Below are 21,773 nucleotides of genomic sequence, written 5' to 3'. Positions count from 1 at the left end.
CCCGCCAACGAAAAAGGCGCCGTGACAGGCGCCTTTTTCGTTATGCGATCCTGCGTTCAGCGCAGGCGCGGCGTATCGACGTGCACGTCGCCGCACTGGGCGCGGTGCATCAGCGCGTGGTCGATCAGCACGAGCGCCAGCATCGCTTCCGCGATCGGCGTCGCACGGATGCCCACGCACGGGTCGTGGCGCCCGAACGTCTCGACCGACACGAGATTGCCGGCCTTGTCGATCGAGCGGCGCGGCGTGCGGATCGATGACGTGGGCTTGATGGCGATCGACACGGTGATGTCCTGGCCTGTCGAAATCCCGCCCAGCACGCCGCCCGCGTTGTTACCCACGAAACCTTCCGGCGTCAGCTCGTCGCCGTGCTCGGAACCCTTCTGCATGACGGAATGGAAGCCGGCGCCGATCTCGACGCCCTTCACGGCGTTGATACCCATCATGGCAAAGGCGATGTCCGCGTCCAGCTTGTCGTAGATCGGCTGGCCAAGGCCCACCGGGACGTTCTTCGCGACGACGTCGATGCGCGCGCCGATCGAATCGCCGGCGCGGCGCAGGTCGTCCATCGCCGCTTCCATGCGCGCGATCAGGTCGGCGTCGGACGTGGCGGCGAAGAACGGGTTGGCGTGCACATGCTTGAAATCCTCGAACGGCACGGCGATGTCGCCCAGCTGGCTCATGCACCCCATGAATTCGGTGCCGAATTTTTCGCGCATCCATTTCTTGGCGATGGCGCCGGCACCCACGACGGGCGCCGTCAGGCGGGCCGACGAGCGGCCGCCGCCGCGCGGGTCGCGCACGCCGTACTTGTGCCAGTAGGTGTAATCGGCGTGGCCGGGGCGGAACGTGTCGGCGATGTTGCCGTAGTCCTTGCTGCGCTGGTCCGTGTTCTCGATCAGCAGCGCGATCGGCGTGCCCGTCGTCACCCCCTCGTAGACGCCGGACAGGATCTTGACCTGGTCGGCCTCCTGGCGCTGGGTCACGTGGCGCGACGTGCCCGGCTTGCGGCGGTCCAGCTCCGGCTGGATGTCCGCTTCGGACAGCGCCAGTCCCGGCGGACAACCGTCGATCACGCAGCCGATTGCGGGACCGTGCGACTCGCCGAAAGTGGTGACGGAAAACAGCTTGCCAAATGTGTTGCCGGACATGGATTCTCGTTGGGTTGTGCGAATGGAATGAAAGATTTTACCAGCATGGACAGGTGGGCGGGCAAATGCCCCTCCACCTCAACAAAAATGTTGCCCTGTGGAAGTTTCTTGCCTGAATTGATAGCATTGCATATATACTTGTTCGCAACCACCGAGCTTACCTGGAGACGCAGCACATGCCCGCATCGAACACGCCCCAGGGCGCCGCACAGGACGATGACCTGGTGTTCGCAGACGAGACGCCGGCCATCGCTTCCGACGGCGGCCATGCGTGGCGGGTGTTGATCGTCGACGACGACGCCGACGTCCATTCGACGACGACGTTCGCGCTGGGCAGTCTCGAGATGCATGGCCGGCCGCTGGCGTTCCTGCACGTCTACTCGGCCGCCGAAGCGAAGGCGGTACTGGAACGCGAGCACGACATCGCCGTGATCCTCCTCGACGTCGTGATGGAGGCGCCGGACGCCGGCCTGCACCTCGTGCGCCACGTGCGCGACACCTTGGGGCGCCACGACGTGCGCATCATCCTGCGCACGGGCCAGCCCGGCTACGCGCCCGAGATGGACGCCATCCGCGGCTACGACATCAACGACTACCGCACGAAATCGGAACTCACGCGCACGAAGCTGTACACGAGCGTGGCCGCGGCGATCCGCGCCTACGAGCAGATCCACGCGCTGGAAGACAGCCGCACGGGCCTGGCCGAGGTCGTGCGCGCGAACACGGAGCTGATGGCCCTGCACTCCGTCGGCGAGATGACCCTCGGCATCCTGCGCGAAGTGGCCGCCCTCGCCGGCCAGCTGGCCGATGGCCTGCTGTGCGCCTGCCCGCCGGGCGCCGCAAGCGTCGCCTGGCACGTGCTGGCCAGTTGCGGCCCGAGTGCCGAACTCGCGCGCGACGGCATGCTGGCCGCCGGCGCGGACGGCCCGACGGCGGCCCTCGCGCAGGCGCTCGCCGAACGCCGCAACCTGTACCATGACGATCACCTTGCCTTGTACTTTCCCGGCAAGGCGCATGCCGACTTCGCCGCCTGGGTGCGCCTGACGCGGCCGCTGGACGACATGCGCCGCGGCCTTGTCGACGTCTTCACGAGCAGCATCGCCGTCGGCCTGGACAACGTGGCGCTGATGACGGACCTGCACCGTGCCGCGTTCTACGATCCGCTGACGGGCCTGCCGAACCGGACGCGCCTCGTCGAACTCGTCGACGACAGTCTGCAGGCCGGCGCCGACGCCACGCTGTGCCTCGTCGACATCGACCAATTTTCGGAAACGAACGACGCGCTCGGCCACCAGTTCGGCGACGCCCTGCTCGTCGCGGTCGCCCAGCGCCTGCGTGCGCGCCTGGACGCGGGTCTCGCGCTGGCGCGGATCGGCGGCGACATCTTCAGCCTGCTGGGCCAGGCCGATCTCATCGACCCGGCCGCCATGCAGGACCTGTTCGCGGCGCCGTTCTCCATCGAAGGCCAGGACGTGCAGGTGTCGGCCACGCTGGGCCTCGTCCGTCTCGTCGAGCACGACGGCAACGCGGGCGACGCGCTGAAGGACGCCGACATCGCCTTGAAGCGCGCGAAGAGCCAGCGGCGCGGCGGCCATTTCTATTTTTCGCGCGGCATGGGTGTGGAGATCCGCGAGCGCGTCCGGCTGATGCACGCACTGCGCACCGGCTTCGCCCGCGGCGAACTGTTCCTTGCCTACCAGCCGCAGGTCGAACTGGCCGCGCGCCGCGCGTACGGCGCCGAAGCCCTGCTGCGCTGGCGCACGGAAGACGGCCGCTTCGTGCCGCCCGACCGCTTCATTCCCATCGCCGAATACTCCGGGCTGATCATCGACATCGGCGCCTGGGTGCTGCGCGAAGCGTGCGCGGAACTCGTGCGCGTGCGCGCGGCCGGCTACCTCGACTTCACGATGTCGATCAACGTCTCGCAAGTCCAGTTCCGCCACCCGCACTTCATCGACATGCTGCGCCAGGCATTGGACGACACCGGCGCGCCGCCGGAACGCGTGGAACTGGAAATCACGGAATCGATGGCGATGGAAGAGCCGGACCTGCTGATCGAGCGCCTCGCGGAAATCAAGCGGACGGGCGTGTCGATCGCCATCGACGACTTCGGGACGGGATTCTCGTCGCTGTCCTACTTGCAGCGCCTGTGTGTGGACCGGCTGAAGATTGACCGCACGTTCGTCACCGAGATCACGGACGCGGCGCGCGGCAGCAGCATCGCCGAGATGGTGATCGAGCTGGGGCGCAACCTCGGCCTGTCGATCATTGCCGAGGGTGTCGAAGACGAGCGTCAGGCGCAGATCCTGCAGACGCTCGGCTGCCCGCTGGCGCAGGGTTATCTGTTCGCGCGGCCGCTGGCGCCCTCAGCGCTCATCGAATGGCTGGCCAGCGATGCGCGGACGCGCGCCGCGTGATCTGAACGCGACCAACGACAACGGCGCGGTCGCGCCGCGCCATTGATCAAACGGTCGGGGACGTCAATCCTCGGCCATCTGCTCCGCGGGCCAGTCGCGGATATAGGCCTTGAGCATGCGGTTCTCGAAGCTCTGCGCTTCCAGCACGGCCTTCGCGACGTCGTAGAACGAGATCACGCCCAGCAAGGTGCGTGCGTTCATGACGGGCAGGTAGCGCGCGTGCTTTTCCAGCATGATGCGGCGTACTTCGTTGACTTCGGTGTCCGGCGTGACGGTGATCGGGCTGTCGTCCATGTGCTTGCGCACGGTGCCCGCCGACTCGAGCGAGCCGCCATGCGCATGCAAGGCCTTGATGACCTCGCGGAAGGTCAACATGCCGACCAGGTCGCCGTATTCCATCACGACGAGCGAGCCGATGTCGCGCTCGGCCATCGTGGCGGCGGCGTTCGCCAGGTCGGTGTCCGGCGACACGGTGTACAGAATGTCGCCCTTGACCTGCAGGATTTCCGATACCTTCATTTGGACCCCCTTGATTGGAGATGCGTGCTGCGTTGTGTATTTCATAAATTTGACTCTAGCCTAAGCAACCCGAAAAATCCAGCTTTATGCCCTGCAACCGTGCACAGCGCACCATCATGATGATTAAATGTAACGGTTAGCGCTATCGGATGCTAGCATGCGCCGTCTTCGTCATACAGGAACAGCATGCCATGAGCGGACCCAGGTATCCCGGCTTCACCACCCTCGCGCTGCACACGGCCGCCGGCGCGCCAAGCGGCCCCACCGCCGCCGCCGTGCTGGAAGAGCGCATCGCCGCCCTCGAAGGGGGTGTTGCAGGCATCGCGACCGCGAGCGGCCAGGCCGCCCTGCACCTCGCGCTCGCGACGCTCGCCGGCGCCGGCCACCACGTCGTTGCCGCGCGCACGATGCGTCCCGACGCGGCCGCGCTGCTGGCGCACGGGCTCGCGCGCTTCGGCGTGACGACGACGTTCGTCGACCCGCGCGACCCCGACGCCTGGCGCAGCGCCATCCGGCCGGAGACGCGCGTGCTGGTCGGCGCGGCCCTCGGCCATCCGGGCCTCGAGGTGCTGGACATCCCGCACGTCGCGGCCATCGCGCACGAGCACGACCTGCCGCTGCTCGTCGACGCGACGCTCGCGACGCCGTGGCTCCTGACGGCGTTCGACCAAGGCGCCGACCTCGTCGTCCACGCCGCCGGCTTCCTTGCCGGCCAGGCCGGCGCGGCGGGCGGGCTGCTCGTCGACGGCGGGACGTTCGACTGGCACGCCGCCCATGCGCGTACGGGGCGCTATCCCGGCCTGTGCGAACCGGACGCCCGCTTCGACGGACGGGTGTTTGCCGAGGAATCCACGGTGGGCGCGTTCGCCCTTGCGGCGCGCCACGCAGGGCTGGCCGACTTCGGCGCCGTGCTCGGCGCGCACGATGCGGCCGGCGTGCTGCGCGGGCTCGACACGTTGGGCGTGCGCATGGAGCGCCACGTCGCCGGTGCGCGCAAGGTCGCGGAGGCGCTCGTTCACCATCCGGCGGTCGTGCAGGTTGCGTATCCGGACCTCGAAGGCCATCCCGACCACGAACTCGCCCGTCGACTGCTGGCGCGCGGCTGCGGCGCCGTCGTCCCGTTCTCGCTGCAGGGCGGCCCCGCAGCGGCCGGCCGCTTCCTCCGCGCGTTGCAGCTCGTCGGCCGCGGCGATGCGCTCGGCGGCCCGCGCTCGCTGGCATCGAGCGACGGCGCCGGCATGGTCCACCTGGCAATCGGCCTGGAAGACACGGACGACCTCGTCGACGACATCACGCGCGCCCTCAAACTCGCGCAGAAGGGAGCCTGACATGCAGCTCGACGTGAACGGCAACACCGCCTACGCGTACGCGGCCGGCACCCGGCCGGGATCCGGCGCGCCCGCCATCGTGTTCATCCACGGCGCCCAGAACGACCATTCCGTCTGGACGGCGCAGGCGCGCCGCTGTGCGCAGTTGGGCCTGGACGTGCTCGCCGTCGACCTGCCCGGCCACGGCCGCAGCGCCGGCCCCGCGCTGGCGACGGTGGAAGCGATGGCCGCCTGGATGCTGGCCGTGCTGGACGCGGCCGGCGTCGACCGCGCCATCCTCGCCGGCCACAGCATGGGGTCGCTGATCGCCCTCGACACGGCGTATCGCGCACCGGCCCGCGTGCGCGCCCTCGCGCTGCTGGGCAGCACGTGGCCCATGAAGGTGTCGGATGCATTGCTGGAGACGGCCCGCACGGACGAAGCCGCGGCCATCGACATGGTGAACGTGTGGTCGCACGCGAGCATCGCGCCGGCGGCGCCGGGCCAACCGCAAGGGGTCTGGGTACCCGGCGCGTCGCGCCGCCTGATGCAGCGCCTGTCCCAGCTGAATCCGGCGCAGTTGTTCTACACGGACTTCGTCGCGTGCAACACGTACGGGGACGGCGGCGCCGCGGCGCAGGCCGTCACTTGCCCGGCGTTGTTCGTGCAGGCCCGGCGCGACGTGATGACACCGCCCCGCTCGGCCGGTGCGCTCGTCGCGGCGATCCCGCATGCGCGCGTGGCCGCGATCGATTGCGGCCATTCGATGATGACGGAACAGCCGGAGGCCGTATCGACCTTGCTGGAGGACTTCGTGCGCGCCCTGGATTAATCTACACTGGGTACGGGACACGACCGGAGACCCGCATGGCCGCAGTACGCTACGACAGCTTCTCGCAGTTCTATCCTTACTATCTGTCACAGCACGAGCACAGGCTGTGCCGGCGCGCGCACTTCCTCGGCACGTCGTCGGCCGTCGCCGGCATCGCGCAATGCGTCGCCACCGCGGATCCGTGGTGGCTGCTGCTGGCCGTCGTCACGGGCTATGGCGGCGCCTGGCTCGGGCACTTCGCGTTCGAGAAGAACCGCCCGGCCACGTTCGACTATCCGTGGTACTCGTTCCGCGCCGACTGGGTGATGTACTGGGAGATGCTGACTGGCAAGCTCAGCTGGTAGACGGCGCCGTCGCGTTGCGGTCGAAATGGTCGGCCAGCGTCTCGTCCAGCCCTTGCTCGACGGCGGCCTCGACCTCGCGCGCGAGCGCGGCCGTGTCCAGCGCCAGCGGCGCCTGCGCGACGTCCACGGCCGGGCCCGCTTCGCTGCCGATGCCGCCGAACACGAACAGCCGGTAGACGTCGGCCAGCCGCACGGAACGCGGATCGACGAGCAGCACCCAGCAATCCGTCCCGGCCCGCACACTTCTACCCCAACGCTGTGCATCGACCTGCACCTGCCCGACCCAGCCCGCCGCCACCATCTGCGCCAGCAGCGACGTCATTTCGTCATAGCCGATGCGCGTGCAGGCGCGGATGCGGGCGCTGGACACCATCGCCGTCCCCGTCAGGCGCACGCTGCCGTGCAACACCTTGAGCACGGCCATCGCGTCGACGAATGCGCCGCCCGGCACCGGCTCGTACCACCAGCGTTCGTACTTGACGATGGGCAGCGCCGCCGTCAGCAAGGCGCCCACCAACGTGATCATCCACGACAAATACATCCAGACGAGGAACAGCGGCAACGCCGCCAGTGCGCCGTAGATGATGGCGTACGTGGGAAACTGGCGGATGAAGATGGCGAACACCCGCTTGGCGATCTCGAACGCGATGGCCGCCACGAGCCCGCCCCAGACGGCGTCGCGCCAGTCGACGTCGCGGTTCGGCACCACGCGGTACAGCAGCGCGTACGCCCCCGTCGTCAGGGCGATGGAAACGACCGTGTAGAAGACGGCACCGAGGAACGGCACGAGGCTCATCAAGCCGTTCGTGGCGGAGAACAGCTGCGACGTGAGCGTCAGTGAAATACCGAACGCCAGCGGCCCGAGGGTGACGAGCGCCCAGTACACGAGCACCCGCTGGACGAGGGGACGCGGCCGGCGGACTTTCCAGATCTGGTTGAACGCCCGCTCGATCGTGCTGATCATCGCGATGGTGGTGAACACGAGCGCGATACCGCCCACGGCCGACAGCCCCGTCGCCTTGCTCGCGAACTGCGTCAGATTCGACGTGATCGTGTTGGCGATGGCCTTCGGCATCAGCATCTGGACAAAATAATTGTCGAGCGCCGTGCGCAGCTTGCCGAACATGGGGAACGTCGTGAAGATCGCCAGCACGATCGTCAGCAGCGGCACGAGGGCGAGCGTCGTCGTGAACGTGAGGCTGCCCGCCACCTGGGGCAGTTTTTCCTCGGTCAGGCGGCGGCGCGCGAAGCGCACGAGGTCGCGCGCCTCGTTCCACGTCAGTCCGCGCACCCGGTCGACGCCTGTGTTGATCATCTCGGTCGTGCTGCGGGACAGGTTGGTGACGGTCTTGGAAAGCATCGATAGGCAAAAGGCCCGCGACAAAACGCGTGTGGCAGGCGTGTCATCTTGTAAAGCGCCCTATAATACCAATGATGAACCCAACCAATGAGATTATCCTCGTGTTGTACTACTCGCGTCATGGCAAGACGCGCCGGCTGGCGGAACTGATCGGCCAGGGCGTCGACAGCGTCCCGGGCATGGAAGCCCGGCTGCGGACCGTGCCCGCCGTGTCCACCGTGGCCGAGGCGACGGAACCCGACATCCCGCGTTCGGGCAGCCCGTACGTCGAACTCGAGGACCTGGCGGAATGCGCCGGGCTGGCACTGGGATCGCCCACGCGATTCGGCAATATGGCGGCAGCGATGAAATATTTTTGGGACGGCACGTCCGCGCAGTGGCTGTCCGGCACGCTGGCCGGCAAGCCGGCTGCCGTGTTCACGTCGACGGGCAGCCTGCATGGCGGCCAGGAATCGACGTTGCTGTCCATGATGATCCCGCTGCTGCACCACGGCATGATGGTGATGGGCCTGCCCTACACCGAGCCGGAACTGATGACCACCGCCAGCGGCGGCAGTCCCTACGGCGCGACCCACTGGTCGGGCGTGGACGGCACCCGCCCGGTGTCCGACGACGAGAAGCGGCTCGCGATCGCGCTCGGCCGGCGCCTCGCGCTGGCGGCCCGCAAACTGCAGGGGACGGAGTAAGTAATGCAAGTGCTAAGGGTATTTCATACGGGCGCGGTGACCAGCCTGGTCCTGCTGTTCGCGTGGCTGCTGGCCTGGGAAATCGTCGTGGCGCCGCTGCATCCGGGCGGCTCGCTGCTCGCATTGAAGGCCTTGCCGCTGCTGCTGCCGCTGCGCGGTGTCCTCAAGCGCGACCTGTACACGCTGCAATGGTCGTCGATGGTCATCCTGATCTACTTCATCGAAGGCATCGTGCGCGCGTGGAGCGACCGCACGGAACTGTCGCGCATGATGGCGCTGGGCGAGACCTTGCTCGTCGTCTCGTACTTCCTGTTCGCGCTGCTGTACCTGCGGCCGTACAAGAAGCAGGCGCAGAAACTGGCGAAAGAATTGCTCGACAAGGTCAAAGTCCCGCATGACTGACGGCTTCCTGGAACGTTGCGGCGCCATCGTCGGCGCGGCCAACCTCCTCGTCGACGACCACGACACCGCGCCCTACCTGACCGACTGGCGCGGCCGCTTCACGGGACGCGCCCGCGCCGTCGTGCGCCCCGCGAACACGGCGGAAGTGGCGGCCGTCGTGCGCCTGTGCGCCGAATTCTCCGTGCCGATCGTCCCGCAGGGCGGCCGCACGGGCCTCGTGCTGGGCAGCGTCCCGGACGCGACGGGCGATGCCGTCGTGCTGTCGCTGCGCCGCCTGAACCGCATCCGCGCCGTCGATCCGTTCAACCGCACAATGACCGTGGACGCCGGCTGCATCCTGCACGACGTCCAGCAGGCGGCAGCCGAACATGGGCTGCTGTTTCCGCTGTCGCTGGCCGCCGAGGGCAGTTGCACCATCGGTGGCAACCTGTCGACCAATGCGGGCGGCACGGGCGTGCTGCGTTACGGGAACACGCGGGAATTGTGCCTCGGCCTCGAAGTCGTCACGGCGCAGGGCGAGGTGTGGGATGCGCTGCGCGGCCTGCGCAAGGACAACACGGGCTATGACCTGCGCGACCTGTACGTGGGCGCCGAAGGCACGCTGGGCATCATCACGGCCGCCGTGCTGAAGCTGTTCCCGCAGCCGAAGGCAGCGATCACGGCGCTCGTCGCGCTGGCCAGTCCGCGCGACGCGCTTGCGCTGCTGAAGCTCGTCGAGGCCGAATGCGGCCCCACGCTGACGGGCTACGAACTGATGAGCGACGTCAGCCTGCGCCTCGTCGCCAGCCACTTCCCCGACCTGCCCCGGCCGTTCCCCGAGCGCTATCCGCAGTACGCGCTGCTGGAGTTGTCGAGCCATGAGTCCGAGGCACACGGCGTCGCCCTGCTGGAGCGCGCCATCGAGCGGGCGCTGGAGGACGGCCTCGCGCGCGACGCCGTCGTCGCAACGTCGATCGCGCAGTCGCGCGCGCTGTGGGCCATCCGCGAGCACATCCCGCTCGCGCAGGCGGCCGCCGGCAAGAACATCAAGCACGACATCTCCGTGCCCATCTCGCGCATTGCCGACTTCATCGAGACGACGGACGCCCAGCTCGAAGCGGACTACCCCGGCGTGCAAGTCGTCTGCTTCGGCCACCTGGGCGACGGCAACCTGCACTACAACGTGGCGCCGCCGGACGGCATCGGCCACGACGATTTCCTCGCCGAGCAAGGCCCCATCAACCGCATCGTGCACGACAGCGCGGCGGCGCACGGCGGGTCGATCTCGGCCGAACACGGCGTCGGCGCGCTGAAGCGGGACGAACTGCCGCGCTACAAGTCGCCTGTCGAGCTGCGGCTGATGCGTGCGATCAAGGTCGCGCTGGACCCGCTGGGCATCATGAACCCCGGTAAAATCCTTTGACCCGGACACTATCATGACGCGCCTCCTGCCCCTTCTCGCCGCCTGCCTGCTGACCAACGCCTACGCCGACCCCGTCTACAAATGCACGCAGGACGGCAAGACGACTTACGCGGACCACCCCTGCGTCCAGGGGCAATCCACCGTGTTGCCGCCGCCGGCCGGCATCCGCCCGGAAGGCGCGGAGACAGTGGCGACGCGCGACGCGCGCACCTTGCTGGAACTGGAAAAGCTGCGCATCGCGCGGGAAAAAGAGCAGCAGCGCATTGACCACGCCGACGCCCGCCAAGCCCGCGCGGCGGACAAGCACCGCAAACAGTGCGCGCGCCTGCACCTGCGCCGGCAGTGGGCAGAGGAAGACGTCGCCCGCCTGACGGGACGCGCGAAGACGGCCGCGCAGCGCCGCATGCAGCGGGCGACGGCGGCGCTGGCGGTGGAATGTCCGGCGTGAACCAGCTTGCGCGCTGGCTCCTGTTCGGCGAATGGCGCGCGCACCCGATGCGCGCCGTGCTGGCCGTCGTGGCCATCGCCGTCGGTGTCGCGATGGGCTTCGCCATCCACCTGATCAACGCCGCGGCATTCAATGAATTCAACGCGGCCGTCCATAGCCTGTCCGGCCAGGCCGACGTCCAGGTGACGGGCCGCGAGGCGCTGTTCGACGAAGACGTGTATCCGCACCTCGCCCGGCACGAAGGCGTCGCCGTCGCGTCGCCCGTGCTGGAGATCGACGCTGCGCGCGCGGATGGCCAGGGCGCGCTGAAGATCGTCGGCGTCGACGCCTTCCGCGCCGGCTATATCGCACCGGACCTGATGGGCGTGCCCGACGCCGCGCACCCGTACGACGTCCTCGCCGACGACGCCGTGTTCCTGTCGCCGGCGGCGCAGGCCTGGCTGGGCAAGACGCGGGGCGACACGATCGCCCTGCGCGCGGGCACGCACGACCTGCGCCTGCGCGTGGCGGGGCCCATCCTGCGCGCACGCAGCGGGCAGCGTCTCGGCGTGATGGACATCGGCGCGCTGCAGTGGCATTTTCATCTCGTCGGCAAGCTGTCGCGCGTCGATTTGAAGCTGCGCGACGGCGTCGACCGCGCCGCGTTCGAACGGGCGCTGGCCGCGCAGCTCGAGCGCGATTATCCCGGCCGCTTCACGGTCGGCACGCCCGGCGACGCGAACCAGGAAAGCCGCAGCAATAACCTCAGTCGCGCGTACCGCGTCAACCTGACGGTGCTCGCACTCGTCGCGCTGTTCACGGGCGCGTTCCTGGTCTTTTCCACGCAGGTCCTGTCCGTGCTGCGCCGCCGCAGCCAGTTCGCGCTGCTGCGCGTGCTGGGCCTGCCCCGCCGTGCGCTGCTGCGCCAGGTGCTGGCGGAAGGCGCGGTGCTCGGCGTGCTCGGTGCGGTGCTCGGCATCGCGGGCGGCTATGCGCTCGCGGCCGCGGCGCTCGCGCTGTTCGGCGGCGACCTCGGTGCCGGCTACTTCCCCGGCATGAAGCCGCACGTCGCGTTTGCGCCGGGCGCCGCCCTCGTGTATTTCGGCCTGGGCCTCGGTGTCGCCCTGCTCGGCTGCGCGGCGCCGGCGCTCGAGGCGGCGCGCGCCCGTCCGGCCATCGCGCTCAAATCCGGCAACGACGAGACGGCGCTCGCGCGCCTCAACCGCATCTGGCCCCCCGTCGTCTGCCTCGCGCTCGCCGCCGCGTGCGCGTTCGCACCGCCCGTGTTCGGGTTGCCGCTGTTCGGCTACCTCGCCGTGGCGTTGCTCCTTGTGGGCGGCATCGGCCTGATGCCACGGCTGGCGGCCTCCGCGTTCCGGCTGCTCGATGGCCTGCTGCGCCGGCGCGGCGAGCGTGCGCCCGTGCTGGCGCTGACGCTCGCCCGCCTCGCGAATGCGCCGGGCCAGGCGTCGATCGCCCTCGGCGGCGTGCTCGCGAGCTTCAGCCTGATGGTCGCGATGGGCATCATGGTCGCGAGCTTCCGCGTCTCCGTCGACGACTGGATCCTGCACATCCTGCCGGCCGACCTGTACGTGCGCAGCAGCGGGGGCGGCAACACGGGCGGCTTCGGGTCACAAGAGCAAGCCGCGATCGCCGGCGCGCCCGGCGTCGCGCGCACCGCGTTCCTGCGCACGCGGCCCCTGTCGCTCGACCCCGCGCGTCCGAACGTCGTCCTCGTCGCGCGCGACCTCGACGCAGCCGATCCCGGTCGCATGCTCGCCCTCGTGGGCGACGCCGTGCCCGTACCTGCGGGCACGCGGCCCGTGTGGGTGTCGGAAGCGATGACGGACCTGTACCACGTACGGCCGGGCCAGGTGCTGACCTTGCCGCTGGGCGGCCGGCCGGAACCGTTCTTCGTCGCCGGGGTTTGGCGCGACTACGCAAATCAGACGGGTTCCGTCGTCGTGCAACTGGCCGACTACCGCGCGCTGACGGGAGACGCCACCGTCACCGATGCCGCCGTGTGGGCCGCGCCCGGCGCCGACGCGGCACGCATCGAGGGCGCGTTGCGCCGCCTGCCATTCGGCGCCGCGCTGCAGATGGCGCGTCCCGGCGACATCCGCGCCATGAGCTTGCGGATCTTCGACCGCAGCTTCGCCGTGACCTATCTGCTGGAAGCGATCGCCATCGGCATCGGCCTGTCGGGCGTGGCCGCGACGTTTTCCGCGCAGACGCTCGCGCGCGCCAAGGAATTCGGCATGCTGCGCCACGTTGGCGTCACGCGCAGGCAGGTGCTGGGCATCCTCGCCGTCGAAGGGGGCGCCCTGACGACCCTCGGCGTGCTCACCGGGTTCGTGCTGGGCCTCGTCATCAGCCTGATCCTGGTCTATGTCGTCAATCCGCAATCGTTCCACTGGACGATGCAGCTGCACCTGCCATGGCCGCTGATCGGCAGCGTGGCAGCGGTGCTCGTGGCGGCGTCCGTCGCGACGGCGCTCGTGTCGGGCCGCTACGCGCTGTCCGGCGGACCGGTGCGCGCCGTGCGGGAGGACTGGTGATGGCGCTGCTCCGCATCCTGATCCTGTGGCTCGCGGCCGCGTGCGCACACGCGGCGCCGCCCGTGTTCGCGGCCGTCACGCCGGGCCGCACGCTGGCCTTCCCCGCCGACTATGGCGCGCATCCCGACTACCGCACGGAGTGGTGGTACGCGACCGGCTGGCTGCGCACGCCGGACGGCAAGCCGCTCGGCTTCCAGGTCACGTTCTTCCGGAGCCGCACGGGGACGGACCCCGCGAATCCGAGCGCATTCGCACCGAAGCAGCTGATCATCGGCCACGCGGCGCTGTCCGACCCGTCACTCGGCCACCTCGTGCACGACCAGAGAAGCGCCCGCGCCGGCTTCGGCCTCGCGTTCGCGGACACGGGCACGACGGATGTGAAGCTGGACGATTGGCGCATGCGCCGCGAACCGGACGGCCGCTACCTCGTCGTCGTGCGGTCGGGCGGGTTCGCGTTCACGTTGCGCCTCGCCCCCACGCAACCGCTGCTGCTGCAAGGCGCGGCCGGCTATTCGCAGAAGGGCCCGCAGGCGGGCCACGCCAGCTATTACTACAGCGAGCCGCACCTGCAGGTGGATGGCGAGATCGTGCGGGGCGGCCGCAAGCAGGCCGTGACGGGGACTGCGTGGCTCGACCACGAATGGTCCAGCCAGGTGCTGGACGCGAACGCCGCCGGCTGGGACTGGGCCGGCATCAACCTCGACGACGGCGGCGCCCTCATGGCCTTCCGGATCCGCGCCAAGGATGGGAGTACACTGTGGGCCCACGCGACCTGGCGCGACGGCGCCGGCAAGGTGACGCAGTATGGCGCCGATCAAGTGAGCTTCGCGCCGACGCGAACCTGGACGTCGCCCCGCACGAACGCCGCCTACCCGGTGGCGGCCACGTTGACGACGGGGTCGACCGAATGGCGCATCGAACCCTTGCAGCCCGACCAGGAACTGGATTCGCGCCGCTCCACGGGCGCCGTCTACTGGGAGGGCGCCGTCGCCGTGCAGCGCGCCGGCCGGCCCGCCGGACGGGGCTACCTGGAACTGACCGGCTACGTCGCCGCGATGAAGCTGTGAACGCGCACATCCGCCCACCACGAACCACGATTGAAGACATGAGCAACGGCACCGCCACCGACACGACAATCTCCGCACCCGCCGCCTCCCGCAAGGGCGCCCTCGCCGCATTGAAAGGCCTGTTGCCGTTCCTGCGGCCTTACCGCCGCCAGTTCCTGTTCGCCGGCATCGCACTGCTCGTCGCGGCCGGCGCCACCTTGGCGATCCCGTACGCGTTCAAGCAGATGATCGACCACGGCTTCGGCGCAGCATCGATCAACCGCGGAGGCGCAGCGAGCGCGGCCAGCGTGAACACGACCTTCCTCGCCCTGTTCGGCGTCGCCGCGATCCTCGCAGTGGCGACGGCGGCCCGCTACTACACGGTGTCGTGGCTGGGCGAGCGCGTGACGGCAGACATCCGCAGCGCCGTCTACCGCCACGTGGTGGAGCAAAGCCCGGAATTCTTCGAGACGACGCGCACCGGCGAAGTGCTGTCGCGCCTGACGACGGACACCACCTTGATCCAGGCCGTCGTCGGCACGAGCATCTCGCTCGCGCTGCGCAACACGCTGCTGTTCGTCGGCGGCCTCGCGATGCTGTTCGTGACGAGCGCGAAGCTCACGTCGATCATCCTCGGCCTGCTCGTGCTCGTCGTCGTGCCCATCGTGCTGTTCGGCCGGCGCGTGCGCAAGCTGTCGCGCGATTCGCAGGACCGCATCGCCGACGCCTCCGCGATGGCCGGCGAAATCCTCAACGCCATGCCGACCGTGCAGGCCTTCACGCACGAACACATCGAGGCCCAGCGCTTCGGCGCGTCCGTCGAAGGCGCGTTCGCGACCGCGATGCGGCGCATCCGCGCGCGTGCCGTGCTGACGATGCTCGCCATCGCCCTCGTGTTCGGCGCCATCGTGTTCGTGCTGTGGCTCGGCGCGCACGCCGTGCTGGAAGGGACGATGACGGGCGGCGACCTGGGCCAGTTCATCCTGTACGCGTCGATCGTCTCCGGTGCCATCGGCGCGCTGTCCGAAGTGATGGGCGAAGCGCAGCGCGCGGCCGGCGCCACTGAGCGCCTGCTGGAGCTGCTCGCCGTCCAATCCGACATCCGCAACCCGGCGCACCCGACGCTGCTCCCCGCGCGCACGGCCGGCGGCGCCGCGCTGCACCTGGCGAACGTCCAGTTCTCGTACCCGTCGCGCCCGGAGACGGCCGCGCTGGACCGCGTGACTCTGGACGTGAAACCCGGCGAGACGGTGGCCGTCGTGGGCCCGTCCGGCGCCGGCAAGACCACGCTGTTCCAGCTGCTGCTGCGCTTCTACGATCCGCAGGCGGGCAACATCCGCCTGGACGGCGTGGACATCCGCGACCTCGACCTGCACGTGCTGCGCGACGCCATCGGCATCGTCCCGCAGGACACGGTGATCTTCTCCGCGAATGCGCTGGAAAACATCCGCTACGGCCGCTCCGACGCGACGGACGCGGAAGTGATCGCTGCCGCGAAGCTCGCCGCCGCCCACGAATTCATCGAGCGCCTGCCGGAGGGCTACCAGTCGTACCTGGGCGAACGGGGCGTGCGCCTGTCCGGCGGCCAGCGCCAGCGCATCGCCATCGCCCGCGCGCTGTTGAAGAATCCCCCGCTCCTGCTGCTCGACGAGGCGACGAGTGCCCTCGACGCCGAGTCGGAACGCCTCGTGCAGCGCGCACTGGAGGCGGCGATGGTGGGCCGCACGACGCTCATCATCGCGCACCGTCTGGCCACCGTGCAGCGGGCCGACCGGATCATCGTGATGGAGGATGGACGCATCGTCGAGACGGGCACGCACGCGTCGCTCGTGGCGTTGGGTGGCATCTACGCGAACCTGGCGGCTTTGCAATTCCATAACGTCCACGTCGTGCATTGAGTTAGCGGGGTGACAATCCAAGGCGGTGGTTTCCCGGCAATTCATGCCATCGCGACAAGATTTTGTTGCATGAATGCATCGAAATGAAGCCATCATTTCGTTGCCTTGGGGACACTTGACGTAACATAGACCAACGTCACCCTCCTCGCACCGTCATGAACAAACAATCGTTCCGCGTCGCCAACTGGACCGTCGGCACCAAGATCACCGCATTCACGTTCGCCCTCGTCAGCGTCATCCTCGCCGGCCTCGTCTTCACCATCACCTGGACGACCTCGTCGATGCTGCACGCCCGTGCCATCGCCAACGTCGAATCCGAACTGCAGAGCGTCGTCAACGCGGTCGAGATGTTCGACAAGGTGATGAAGAGCCAGGCCGTCAGCTTCGGCCGCATCTTCGCCGCACAATTCGAAGGCGAGTTCACGCTCGACACGAGCACGATGGTCGCCGTCGGCGACAAGCAGGTGCCCACGTTGAACATCGCCGGCAAGCCGCTGAACCTCGACTTCACGCTGCCCGATCGCTTCACCCGCCAGACGGGCGGCAACGCGACGGTCTTCGCCGCCAGCGGCGACGACTTCGTCCGCGTCAGCACCTCCGTCAAGAAGGAAAACGGCGACCGCGCCGTCGGTACGATCCTCGACCACGCGAGCCCCGCGTACGCCGCCATCCGCGACGGCAAGCCTTACGTCGGCATCGTCAAGCTGTTCGGCAAGCCGTTCATCACCGACTATGAACCGATCCGCGACGCGTCCGGCAAGGTGATCGGCATCCTCTACGTCGGCCTCGACGTGGAAGCGAACATCACGGCGCTGCGCGACCGCATCAAGAAGATGAAGGTGGGCGACACGGGGTATTACTTCGTGCTGGACGCAACGAAGGGCAAGACCTACGGCGACTTGATCGTCCATCCGGTCAAGGAAGGCAAGAACATCCTGGGTAGTAAGGACGCCAGCGGCCGCGAATTCATCAAGGAGATGCTGGAAACGCAGCACGGCCTGATGGCTTATCCGTGGCAGAACGCGGAAGCGGGCGAGACGGCCCCGCGGATGAAGGTCGCCGCGTACACGCTGTTCAAGGACTGGAACTGGCTGATCGCCGGCGGCACCTACGAGGACGAGATCACGAAGGAAGCGGCCAGCCTGCGCAACCGCTACATCGTCATCGGCCTCGTGGCACTGGCCATCTTCGCGGCGATCCTGCACACCGTCATGAAGCGCACCGTCACGCGTCCCCTGGTGCGGGCACGCGACGCCGCCGTGCGGATCGCAGAGGGTGACCTGACCGTGCGCATGGACGTCGACCGCAACGACGAGATCGGCCTGCTGGCCGAAGCCATGAACAACATCAGCAGTGGCCTGTCGGCCGTCGTCGGCCAGGTGCGCAGCGGCGCCGAGCAGATCGCCGGTGCGTCCGGCGAGATCTCGAGCGGCAACCTGGACCTGTGCGCGCGCACCGAGCAGCAGGCTGCCAACCTCGCGTCGACGGTGAACTCGATGCAGGACCTGACGGAAACCGTGCGCCGCAACGCGGGCGATACGCACGAGGCGAACCAGCTTGCCGTGAACACGTCGATGGTCGCGCAGGAAGGCGGCCGCATGGTGCGCCAGGTGATCGAGACGATGGACACGATCAAGGCGTCGTCGGGCAAGATCGGCGACATCATCGGCGTCATCGACGGCATCGCGTTCCAGACCAATATCCTCGCGCTGAACGCGGCCGTCGAGGCGGCGCGCGCCGGCGAACAAGGTCGCGGCTTCGCCGTCGTGGCGACCGAGGTGCGCAACCTCGCGCAACGCAGCGCCGCTGCGGCGAAGGAGATCAAGGGTCTGATCGTCGCGTCGACGGAAGAAGTGGACGCGGGCAGCCGCATCGTGCAGGAAGCGGGCGTCACGATGACGGAAGTGCTGGCCAGCGCCGAGAAGGTCACCGCCATCATGGCCCGCATCAGCACGGCGAACGCCGCGCAGAGCAGCGGCATCGAGCACATCAACCGTTCGATCGGCGAAATGGACCAGGTGACGCAGCAGAACGCGGCGCTCGTCGAGGAAGCCAGCGCCGCCGCCCAGGCCATGCAGGAACAGGCCGACCACCTGGCGCGCGCCGTGCGCCTGTTCAAGCTGGACCAACAGCAAGCGGCCGCGCGGCCCGCCCTCGCACAGTACTGACGGGCAGACGGCAGGCGCCCTTCCGCGTCCGCCGGCTTCGGTGTAGAGTAGCGCGGGCCGCCCGGCCCGTCCTGCCCTGGAGCCCCGATTGTCCGACACCGACCTGCTCTCCCGCTGCACCACCGTCCTCCCCGGCCACCGTGCCCGCACGCCGGCCGAGATGTTCGCCGCGATGGGCGCCTGGTGCGAAGCCAACGGCATCGCCCACGACACCTATGGCGACGGCGCCCTGATCCAGCGCTTCGAGGCGCGCGTGGCCGAGCTGCTGGGCCTCGAAGCCGCCGTGTTCTGCATCAGCGGCACGATGGCCCAGGCGACCGCGCTGCGCCTCGCCGCCGATGCCCGCGGCCGCGCGCCCGTCGTCCTGCACCCGACCGCGCACGTGTTCGTCCACGAACGTTCGAATTTCCAGCTGCTCGGCCACTTCGACGCGCTGCGCGCCGGCGACCCGCATCGCCCGTGGTCGGCGGCCGACATCGCCGGCATCCCGGATCGGGTGTCCGCGGTCGCGCTGGAGATTCCCATGCGCGAGATCGGCGGGCAGCTGTCCGCGTGGGATGACCTCGAGGCCATCAAGGCGCACTGCCGCGCACGCGGCATCCACCTGCACATGGACGGCGCCCGCTTGTGGGAAGCGGCGGCCGGCTATGGTCGTCCCGTGGCCGAGATCGCGGCCGGCTTCGAAACCGTCTACACATCGCTGTACAAGGGTATCGGCGGCCTCGGTGGCGCGATGCTGGCCGGGCGCCGCGAGTTCGTCGCGGAGGCCGCGGAATGGTTCAAGCGCCAGGGCGGCAACGTGTTCCAGCGCTCGCCGTACGTGGTGGCCGCGGCGATGCAGTTCGAGCAGCGCCTGGCCGCGATGCCCGCCTGCTTCGCCCGCACCCTGTTCCTGTACGACGTGCTGCGCGACTATCCGCAATTGCGCGTGAACCCGGCGCGGCCGCACGCCAACATGCTGCACGTGCACCTGCCCGTGTCCCGCGAGCGTGCGCTGGAAGTCCGCCGCGAACTGGCGCGCGACCACGGCATCTGGACCTTCAACCGCATCAGCCACGGCGTGTTGCCGGACACCTCGTTCTTCGAGCTCTACGTGGGCGACAACCTACTCGATGCGCCGGACGGCCGCGTGCGCGAAGCCGTCGCGCTGCTGGCGGCGGCCGTCGCGCGCAGCGCGTAAACATCCCCATGCGGACCCGCGCCGCAATCGGTTAAAATGCGCGGGTTTTCAATCTTTCACTGCGAGCCACACCGATGCGCCAATACCACGACCTGATGCGCCATGTGCTGGAGCACGGCACGGTCAAGACCGACCGCACCGGCACCGGTACCCGCTCCGTGTTCGGCCATCAGATGCGCTTCGACCTGCAGGACGGTTTCCCGCTGGTGACGACGAAGAAGCTGCACCTGAAGTCGATCATCCATGAGCTGATCTGGTTCCTCGCGGGCTCCACGAACATCGCGTACCTGAAGGACAACGGCGTCTCGATCTGGGACGAGTGGGCCGATGCGAACGGCGACCTCGGTCCCATCTACGGCTACCAGTGGCGCAGCTGGCCCACGCCGTCCGGCGAGCACATCGACCAGATCTCGCAGGTCATGGAGCAGATCAAGCACAACCCGGATTCGCGCCGCATGATCGTCTCGGCGTGGAACGTGGCCGACGTGCCGAAGATGAAGCTGCCCCCGTGCCATGCGCTGTTCCAGTTCTACGTCGCCGACGGCAAGCTGTCGTGCCAGCTGTACCAGCGCAGCGCCGACATCTTCCTCGGTGTCCCGTTCAACATCGCGTCGTACGCGCTGCTCACGCACATGATGGCCCAGCAGGCCGGCCTGGACGTGGGCGACTTCGTGTGGACGGGCGGCGACTGCCATCTGTATTCGAACCACATGGAACAGGTCGAGCTGCAGCTTTCACGCGAGGAGCGCCCGCTGCCCAAACTGGTCATCAAGCGCAAGCCCGAGTCGCTGTTCGACTACCGGTTCGACGATTTCGAGATCGTCGGCTACGACCCGCATCCGGCCATCAAGGCGCCCGTCGCCGTGTAAGCAAGGAGGTTCGCATGGCCACTCACCTGTCTCTCGTCGTCGCCATGGATGCCAACCGCGGCATCGGCGTCGACAACAAGCTGCCCTGGCACCTGCCGGAAGACCTCGCGCACTTCAAGCGCGTCACGCTGGGCCACCCGATCATCATGGGCCGCAAGACCTTCGAATCAATCGGCCGCCCGCTGCCGGGGCGGCGCAACATCGTCGTCACGCGCAACGGCGACTGGTGCCGTGACGGCGTGGACGTGGTCCACTCGCTCGATGAAGCCGTGGCCCTCGTCGGCGCCGACTCCGCCAGCATCATCGGCGGCGCGCAGATCTTCGCGGAGGCGATGCGCGTCGCGGACCGGCTGATCGTCACGCACATCGACAAGGTCTATCGCTGCGACACGTTCTTCCCTGCGATCGACAGCAGCGAGTGGACGGCCGTGTCGAACGAGCCGCTGCATTCGCCGACCGCGGACGTCGACTACGCCATCGTCACGTACGACAAAGTCAAGTAACCCACACGAGCACCACCATGTCCGAACACGGCTTTCATGTACACGGGCCGCACGACCACGCGGTCGAACACGCCGGCCACCACGGCGGCGACAACTTCTCCAACAACATCGCGGTGATGACGGCGATCCTCGCCACCGTCGGTGCGCTGTTCGGCTATCTCGGCGGCGCCACGCAGAACGAGGCCGCGCTGTACAAGAATAACGCGGCGATCGCGAAGACGGCGGCCGCCGACGCCTGGAACTACTACCAGGCCAAGTCGATCAAGCAGAACATCGCCGAGATGGCCGCGTCGCTGCCCGGCGCCGACCAGGAACGCTTCAAGGCCCAGGCCGCGCGCTACGACGCGGACAAGGCGAAGAACCGCATGGAGGCGGAAAAGCTCGACAAGCAGTCGGACGAGTGGAACGAGAAATCGGAGCACGCGCTGCACACCCACCACCAGTGGGCGCTCGCGACGACCGCGGAGCAGATCGCCATCTCCCTCGCCGCGATCACCTTGCTGACGCGCCGGCGCTGGCTGCTGTCGGTCACGTATGTCGTGGCCGTCATCGGCTTCGCGCTGGGCGCGTTCGCGTGGTTCCACGTCGATCCGCTGGGCGCCCTGTTCGCTGCGCACTGACGCGAACGCCACGCTACAAGTACATGTGCCGCCCCGGAATGTGTTCCGTCATCGGGTTTAAACAAGAGTGCGCCACAATCTTCC

The 21,773-nt window shown here is 68.5% G+C and carries 19 protein-coding genes; 16 read left to right on the top strand and 3 right to left on the bottom strand.

Annotated features, from left to right (window positions below; genetic code table 11):
* Window positions 1-56: 56 nt before the first annotated feature.
* The gene (gene aroC, locus NX784_RS27765; RefSeq protein WP_258819908.1) at window positions 57-1,151 is read right to left on the bottom strand and encodes a chorismate synthase; all 1,095 of its coding nucleotides are present in this window, start codon (window positions 1,149-1,151) and stop codon (window positions 57-59) included.
* A 176-nt stretch (window positions 1,152-1,327) separates the two neighbouring features.
* Here aroC and NX784_RS27760 point away from each other — a divergent pair, with 176 nt between their 5' ends.
* On the top strand, window positions 1,328-3,568 hold the full coding sequence (locus tag NX784_RS27760; protein ID WP_258819907.1) for a GGDEF/EAL domain-containing response regulator: 2,241 nt from the start codon (window positions 1,328-1,330) through the stop codon (window positions 3,566-3,568).
* A gap of 63 nt (window positions 3,569-3,631) precedes the next feature.
* Here NX784_RS27760 and NX784_RS27755 read toward each other — a convergent pair whose 3' ends face one another.
* Window positions 3,632-4,087, bottom strand: a complete 456-nt coding sequence (locus NX784_RS27755; RefSeq protein ID WP_091661250.1) for a CBS domain-containing protein — start codon at window positions 4,085-4,087, stop codon at window positions 3,632-3,634.
* A 191-nt stretch (window positions 4,088-4,278) separates the two neighbouring features.
* Between NX784_RS27755 and NX784_RS27750 the strand changes: the two genes are divergently transcribed.
* The 3 genes from NX784_RS27750 to NX784_RS27740 are packed head-to-tail and all read left to right on the top strand — an operon-like array spanning window position 4,279 to window position 6,570.
* Window positions 4,279-5,415: a PLP-dependent transferase gene (locus tag NX784_RS27750; RefSeq protein ID WP_258819906.1), complete on the top strand. Its 1,137-nt coding sequence runs from the start codon at window positions 4,279-4,281 to the stop codon at window positions 5,413-5,415.
* A gap of 1 nt (window position 5,416) precedes the next feature.
* Window positions 5,417-6,226 carry an alpha/beta fold hydrolase gene (locus NX784_RS27745; protein WP_258819905.1) on the top strand — a complete coding sequence of 270 codons (810 nt, stop codon included), beginning with the start codon at window positions 5,417-5,419 and terminating at the stop codon, window positions 6,224-6,226.
* 35 nt (window positions 6,227-6,261) lie between these two features.
* Entirely contained in the window at window positions 6,262-6,570 is a 309-nt protein-coding gene (locus tag NX784_RS27740) for an Mpo1-like protein (protein ID WP_258819904.1), read from the top strand.
* Here the strand turns inward: NX784_RS27740 and NX784_RS27735 are convergent.
* A complete protein-coding gene (locus NX784_RS27735) occupies window positions 6,560-7,930 on the bottom strand; it encodes a YihY family inner membrane protein (protein WP_258819903.1) in 1,371 nt (456 codons plus the stop codon). The genes NX784_RS27740 and NX784_RS27735 overlap by 11 nt on opposite strands.
* A gap of 74 nt (window positions 7,931-8,004) precedes the next feature.
* Between NX784_RS27735 and wrbA the strand changes: the two genes are divergently transcribed.
* The 12 genes from wrbA to NX784_RS27675 all read left to right on the top strand — a co-directional run bounded on the left by wrbA (window position 8,005) and on the right by NX784_RS27675 (window position 21,689).
* Entirely contained in the window at window positions 8,005-8,616 is a 612-nt protein-coding gene (gene wrbA, locus NX784_RS27730) for an NAD(P)H:quinone oxidoreductase (RefSeq protein ID WP_258819902.1), read from the top strand.
* A gap of 3 nt (window positions 8,617-8,619) precedes the next feature.
* On the top strand, window positions 8,620-9,018 hold the full coding sequence (locus tag NX784_RS27725; RefSeq protein ID WP_258819901.1) for a DUF2069 domain-containing protein: 399 nt from the start codon (window positions 8,620-8,622) through the stop codon (window positions 9,016-9,018).
* Window positions 9,011-10,420 carry an FAD-binding oxidoreductase gene (locus tag NX784_RS27720; RefSeq protein WP_258819900.1) on the top strand — a complete coding sequence of 470 codons (1,410 nt, stop codon included), beginning with the start codon at window positions 9,011-9,013 and terminating at the stop codon, window positions 10,418-10,420. The genes NX784_RS27725 and NX784_RS27720 overlap by 8 nt, the downstream gene beginning before the upstream one ends.
* Window positions 10,421-10,433: 13 nt before the next feature.
* Window positions 10,434-10,868 carry a DUF4124 domain-containing protein gene (locus tag NX784_RS27715; protein WP_258819899.1) on the top strand — a complete coding sequence of 145 codons (435 nt, stop codon included), beginning with the start codon at window positions 10,434-10,436 and terminating at the stop codon, window positions 10,866-10,868.
* The gene (locus tag NX784_RS27710; RefSeq protein ID WP_258819898.1) at window positions 10,856-13,405 is read left to right on the top strand and encodes an FtsX-like permease family protein; all 2,550 of its coding nucleotides are present in this window, start codon (window positions 10,856-10,858) and stop codon (window positions 13,403-13,405) included. The genes NX784_RS27715 and NX784_RS27710 overlap by 13 nt, the downstream gene beginning before the upstream one ends.
* The gene (locus NX784_RS27705) at window positions 13,405-14,472 is read left to right on the top strand and encodes a lipocalin-like domain-containing protein (RefSeq protein WP_258819897.1); all 1,068 of its coding nucleotides are present in this window, start codon (window positions 13,405-13,407) and stop codon (window positions 14,470-14,472) included. Before NX784_RS27710 ends, NX784_RS27705 begins: the two co-directional genes overlap by 1 nt.
* Before the next feature lie 38 nt (window positions 14,473-14,510).
* Window positions 14,511-16,349, top strand: coding sequence for an ABC transporter transmembrane domain-containing protein (locus tag NX784_RS27700; RefSeq protein WP_258819896.1), 1,839 nt, complete (start codon window positions 14,511-14,513; stop codon window positions 16,347-16,349).
* 155 nt (window positions 16,350-16,504) lie between these two features.
* Window positions 16,505-18,517: a methyl-accepting chemotaxis protein gene (locus tag NX784_RS27695; RefSeq protein ID WP_258819895.1), complete on the top strand. Its 2,013-nt coding sequence runs from the start codon at window positions 16,505-16,507 to the stop codon at window positions 18,515-18,517.
* 88 nt (window positions 18,518-18,605) lie between these two features.
* The gene (locus tag NX784_RS27690; RefSeq protein WP_258819894.1) at window positions 18,606-19,697 is read left to right on the top strand and encodes a threonine aldolase family protein; all 1,092 of its coding nucleotides are present in this window, start codon (window positions 18,606-18,608) and stop codon (window positions 19,695-19,697) included.
* Window positions 19,698-19,771: 74 nt separating this feature from the next.
* Window positions 19,772-20,566, top strand: coding sequence for a thymidylate synthase (thyA, locus tag NX784_RS27685; protein ID WP_258819893.1), 795 nt, complete (start codon window positions 19,772-19,774; stop codon window positions 20,564-20,566).
* Window positions 20,567-20,580: 14 nt separating this feature from the next.
* Window positions 20,581-21,069: a dihydrofolate reductase gene (locus tag NX784_RS27680; protein WP_258819892.1), complete on the top strand. Its 489-nt coding sequence runs from the start codon at window positions 20,581-20,583 to the stop codon at window positions 21,067-21,069.
* A gap of 17 nt (window positions 21,070-21,086) precedes the next feature.
* Entirely contained in the window at window positions 21,087-21,689 is a 603-nt protein-coding gene (locus NX784_RS27675; protein ID WP_258819891.1) for a DUF4337 domain-containing protein, read from the top strand.
* Window positions 21,690-21,773 lie beyond the last annotated feature (84 nt).

The sequence above is a fragment of the Massilia pinisoli genome (genome assembly GCF_024753285.1).
Lineage (GTDB): Bacteria > Pseudomonadota > Gammaproteobacteria > Burkholderiales > Burkholderiaceae_D > Telluria > Telluria pinisoli.
The sequence above is the reverse complement of the archived record's forward strand: the minus strand, read 5'-3'. Positions and strand labels throughout refer to the sequence as shown.

Excerpts from the sequence above, each read along its gene's own strand:
- aroC (WP_258819908.1), bottom strand. The coding sequence starts at position 1,151 with ATGTCCGGCAACACATTTGGCAAGCTGTTTTCCGTCACCACTTTCGGC.
- NX784_RS27760 (WP_258819907.1), top strand. The coding sequence starts at position 1,328 with ATGCCCGCATCGAACACGCCCCAGGGCGCCGCACAGGACGATGACCTG.
- NX784_RS27755 (WP_091661250.1), bottom strand. The coding sequence starts at position 4,087 with ATGAAGGTATCGGAAATCCTGCAGGTCAAGGGCGACATTCTGTACACC.
- NX784_RS27750 (WP_258819906.1), top strand. The coding sequence starts at position 4,279 with ATGAGCGGACCCAGGTATCCCGGCTTCACCACCCTCGCGCTGCACACG.
- NX784_RS27745 (WP_258819905.1), top strand. The coding sequence starts at position 5,417 with ATGCAGCTCGACGTGAACGGCAACACCGCCTACGCGTACGCGGCCGGC.
- NX784_RS27740 (WP_258819904.1), top strand. The coding sequence starts at position 6,262 with ATGGCCGCAGTACGCTACGACAGCTTCTCGCAGTTCTATCCTTACTAT.
- NX784_RS27735 (WP_258819903.1), bottom strand. The coding sequence starts at position 7,930 with ATGCTTTCCAAGACCGTCACCAACCTGTCCCGCAGCACGACCGAGATG.
- wrbA (WP_258819902.1), top strand. The coding sequence starts at position 8,005 with ATGAACCCAACCAATGAGATTATCCTCGTGTTGTACTACTCGCGTCAT.
- NX784_RS27725 (WP_258819901.1), top strand. The coding sequence starts at position 8,620 with ATGCAAGTGCTAAGGGTATTTCATACGGGCGCGGTGACCAGCCTGGTC.
- NX784_RS27720 (WP_258819900.1), top strand. The coding sequence starts at position 9,011 with ATGACTGACGGCTTCCTGGAACGTTGCGGCGCCATCGTCGGCGCGGCC.
- NX784_RS27715 (WP_258819899.1), top strand. The coding sequence starts at position 10,434 with ATGACGCGCCTCCTGCCCCTTCTCGCCGCCTGCCTGCTGACCAACGCC.
- NX784_RS27710 (WP_258819898.1), top strand. The coding sequence starts at position 10,856 with ATGTCCGGCGTGAACCAGCTTGCGCGCTGGCTCCTGTTCGGCGAATGG.
- NX784_RS27705 (WP_258819897.1), top strand. The coding sequence starts at position 13,405 with ATGGCGCTGCTCCGCATCCTGATCCTGTGGCTCGCGGCCGCGTGCGCA.
- NX784_RS27700 (WP_258819896.1), top strand. The coding sequence starts at position 14,511 with ATGAGCAACGGCACCGCCACCGACACGACAATCTCCGCACCCGCCGCC.
- NX784_RS27695 (WP_258819895.1), top strand. The coding sequence starts at position 16,505 with ATGAACAAACAATCGTTCCGCGTCGCCAACTGGACCGTCGGCACCAAG.
- thyA (WP_258819893.1), top strand. The coding sequence starts at position 19,772 with ATGCGCCAATACCACGACCTGATGCGCCATGTGCTGGAGCACGGCACG.
- NX784_RS27680 (WP_258819892.1), top strand. The coding sequence starts at position 20,581 with ATGGCCACTCACCTGTCTCTCGTCGTCGCCATGGATGCCAACCGCGGC.
- NX784_RS27675 (WP_258819891.1), top strand. The coding sequence starts at position 21,087 with ATGTCCGAACACGGCTTTCATGTACACGGGCCGCACGACCACGCGGTC.